The sequence below is a fragment of the Microbacterium sp. Cr-K20 genome (assembly GCF_000708325.1).
Taxonomy (GTDB): Bacteria; Actinomycetota; Actinomycetes; order Actinomycetales; family Microbacteriaceae; genus Microbacterium.
Map to the genome: position 1 here is coordinate 1 of NZ_JARE01000029.1, position 3,351 is coordinate 3,351.

Annotated in this window: 4 protein-coding genes; all 4 read right to left on the minus strand. The window is 73.5% G+C overall.

The annotated features are described in order from the left end of the window. On the minus strand, positions 1 to 1,259 hold a 1,259-nt coding region (locus GZ67_RS0105255; RefSeq protein WP_029273793.1), incomplete at its 3' end, for a flagellar hook-length control protein FliK. After that, positions 1,256 to 1,678, minus strand: coding sequence for a hypothetical protein (locus GZ67_RS0105260; RefSeq protein WP_029261087.1), 423 nt, complete (start codon positions 1,676 to 1,678; stop codon positions 1,256 to 1,258). The genes GZ67_RS0105255 and GZ67_RS0105260, both read right to left, overlap by 4 nt. Continuing rightward, on the minus strand, positions 1,675 to 2,970 hold the full coding sequence (locus tag GZ67_RS0105265; protein WP_029261086.1) for a FliI/YscN family ATPase: 1,296 nt from the start codon (positions 2,968 to 2,970) through the stop codon (positions 1,675 to 1,677). The genes GZ67_RS0105260 and GZ67_RS0105265 overlap by 4 nt, the downstream gene beginning before the upstream one ends. Continuing rightward, on the minus strand, positions 2,967 to 3,351 hold a 385-nt coding region (locus tag GZ67_RS0105270), incomplete at its 5' end, for a FliH/SctL family protein (RefSeq protein WP_029273794.1). The genes GZ67_RS0105265 and GZ67_RS0105270, both read right to left, overlap by 4 nt.

Sequence of the window (3,351 nt, forward strand, 5' to 3'; positions counted from 1 at the left end):
CCGCCGCTCGGCGACGATTGCGGATTCGACGAGCCGGGGCCGTCGTCCGAGGTCGAGAGCATCAGGGAGGCGTGCGGTGCCGCTGCCGCCAGATCCCGCCGCAGGTCGGCGAGCACGGCCCGCAGTGCCTCCCGTCCGAGCTCGTTCGGGGCGTGCAGCTCGATCTGGATGGCCCCGCCGGAGATGTGCGCGCGCACGGTCACGGGCCCGAGGTTCTCCGGCGACACTGTCAGCGTGAGACTGTGATCGCCATCGGCTGCCTGGGCGAGCGAGACGACAGGGGCAGCGATCTGGGGGAGCAGTACCGGCCGGGCGATCGCTGCTGCCGCGGCACGCGTGGTCGGGGCGATCGGGGGCGGTGATGCGTGTGCCGGTGCCGTGACGGCGGACGTCGGGGCGGCAGCATCTGCGGTCGCGGGTACCGACGCGGCGGTGGCAGTGGCAACCGGAGCCGAGACTGCAGGGGACGGCGCGGCGTCGGATGCCCTATCGACGGCGGATGCTGTCCCCGACAGGAGCGCCGTGTCGGCGTTCGACGCCGGTGCCGGTTCCGACGAGGCAGCCGCGGCGACGGCACCGTGCGGCCCGGCGGGGGCGGTGACGAGGCGGAGAGCAGTATCGACCGGAGCATCCGCCGTCGTGCTGTTCGCACCGGATGCGCCGGCGATACCGTCGCTGCCGACAGGAGCCGATGCGGCACCGACGCCGCTGCCGGTCGAGGCACGCGACGATGCACCGGTGACGGCGGGCGGGAGGGATGAGGCGGCTAGGGCGGTCGCCGATGCGGCGGCGCGTGCCGGATCGGCGGATGCGGCAGCAGTGCCGGACGCTGCGATCGGGGTGGGGCCGGCTGCTTCCGCAGGAGCATCCGCGAGTCCGGTGCCCTCCGCGGCATCCGCCGCTGGCGGCACCAGGTCGACGTCGGGGTCCGCTCCCGAAGTGCTTCCGTCGACGGGAGCCGCCGTCCCCGACCCGCTCGGGATCGTGAGGGGTGGGAGAGGCGATGCGGTCACCGGAACAACCGGATCAGCGGATTCGGCGGTCGCATCCGTCGTCTCGGTTCCCGTCGACGCACCCGACGACACTCCCTCAGCGAGGACGCCTTCGGTGGGCGCGTCGTCGGCGAGCTGAGCCCGCGCCGCAACCTGGATCACGTCGGCGAAGGCCGCGGCACCCGGGGTCACGCCGCGCGAAGGCGCCGCGCCGCTCGGCCGCGACCCGCGAGGGTCGAGCATGTCGACGATGCCGAGAGCGGTCATGACTGCCCCTCCGTGTCGGTGCGCGATCCGATCTCGTCGAGCTCCGCCTGTTCGGCGTGCAGCTCGGCCGCCCGCACCCGCACGGCGTGCGCCTGGGCGAGACGGTCGAGTCCGCGCATCGCTCGTCGTGCCTCCGAGTGCTCCGCGCGGGCCTGGTCGACGGTCTGCTCCTGCAGTTCCGCCAGCATCGTCAGGTCGGAGAGAAGTGTCCGTCCGGCCACACGGGCGGCCGCGAGCGCGGCCAGCGAGCGGACGTCCACGGCTTCACTCCCGGCGCCGGAGAGATGCGCGCGGAGGGAGCGATCGCGGGCCTCGGTGTGCCGGGCGTCGAGCACCGCGCGGGAGAGCCGCTGCGCCGCGGCGCGCTCCTGGATCTCGCGCACACGCAGCAGGCCCGCCAGGGAGAACGACCGTGTCATGAGACTCCTCCGAAACCGGAGACGAGCTCGTCGAGTCGACGCCACGATTCGTCGATCGCGCTCGTCTCGTCGAGCGACTGGGTGAGGAAAGCGGAGATCGCCCGTTCGTGGGCGATCGCGGCGTCGATGCGGGCGTCGGCACCCGGCTGGTACGCGCCGATGTCGATCAGGTCGTTGGCCCGGCGACGCGCGGCGAGCACCGCACGTAGCGTCGCCGCGTGTGCCCGCTGCCCGGGGGCGGTGATCTTCCCCACCACGCGGGAGACGGAGCCGAGCACGTCGATCGCCGGGTGGTGGCCGGAGAGCGCGAGCGCGCGATCGAGCACGACGTGACCGTCCAGGATCGAGCGCACGGTGTCGGCGATCGGCTCGTTGTGATCGTCGCCGTCGACGAGCACCGTGTAGATGCCGGTGATCGAGCCACCCCGGTCGGTGCCGGCGCGCTCGAGCAGACCGGCGAGGAGCGAGAACGTCGACGGCGGGTACCCACGGGTTGCGGGGGGTTCTCCGGCCGACAGGCCGATCTCGCGCTGCGCCATCGCGACGCGGGTCAGCGAGTCCATCATGAGGATGGCGTGCGCGCCGTCGTCGCGGAAGGCCTCGGCGATCCGGGTGGCGGTGTACGCGGCCCTGATGCGCGCCATGGCCGGCTGATCGGAGGTCGAGACGACGACCACCGAACGAGCGAGTCCCTCCGGCCCCAGGTCGTCTTCGATGAACTCGCGCACCTCACGGCCGCGCTCGCCGACGAGGGCGATCACCGTCACCTCGGCCTCGGTGCCGCGCGCGATCATCGACAGCAGCGACGACTTGCCCACTCCCGAGCCGGCGAAGAGCCCGACGCGCTGCCCGCGACCCACGCTGACGAGCGTGTCGAGCGCGCGCACCCCGAGCGGAAGAGGGGAGTCGATCCGGTCGCGCCCCATGATCGAGGGCGGAGCGTGGTCGAGGCTCACCGAGATCGCGCCGGTCAACGGGCCTTTGCCGTCGATGGGCCGACCGAGTCCGTCCAGGACCCGCCCGAGCAGCGCGTTTCCGGTCGGTACGCGCAGGGCGCCACCGCGGCCCCGCACGGGCGCCCCGACGGTGAGCCCCGCGACAGCGCCGAGGGGCATGCACCGTAGCCCGCCCTCGCCGATCGCGACGACCTCGGCATCGACCCCGTCGAGGGTCACGACGTCGCCGACAGCCCCTTCGAGACCGCGCACCTGCACGCTCAGGCCGCGCACTTGGGAGACGACGCCGATGCGTTCCGGTCGAACCGCCTCGCGGACGGCGGTCCAGGCCGTCACGACCCGGCCTCCGCGAGGGCGCGACGGGCACGTTCGAGCGCGCTGCCGATCCGGGCGTCGATGTGGCCGTGCGCCAGGATCGCGACGGCATCGCCGCGCTCGAGCGTGTCATCGGCGACGAGCGCGAAGGTGGACAGGTCCGACTCCGCGGTCTGGATCGTGCGCAGGTCGTCGGGGTGCAGGCGCACCTCGCGGATGTCGGCGGGGTCGGCGACCGCGAGTGCGCGCCGCGCGGCGGCCGCGGCAGACGAGCCGGCATCCGAGAGCTCCGCGACGAGGATGAGCTCGGCGAGTTCGATCGCGCCGCGCAGCACCTCATCGCGTGCAGCAGCGGTGAGCTCGCGCTCCCGCTCGCCCAGTGAGAGGGCGGCGGCCTGCAGA

Bases quoted from the DNA above. Each gene is read 5' to 3' on its own strand.
- GZ67_RS0105260 (WP_029261087.1), bottom strand. From the start codon at position 1,678: ATGACACGGTCGTTCTCCCTGGCGGGCCTGCTGCGTGTGCGCGAGATC.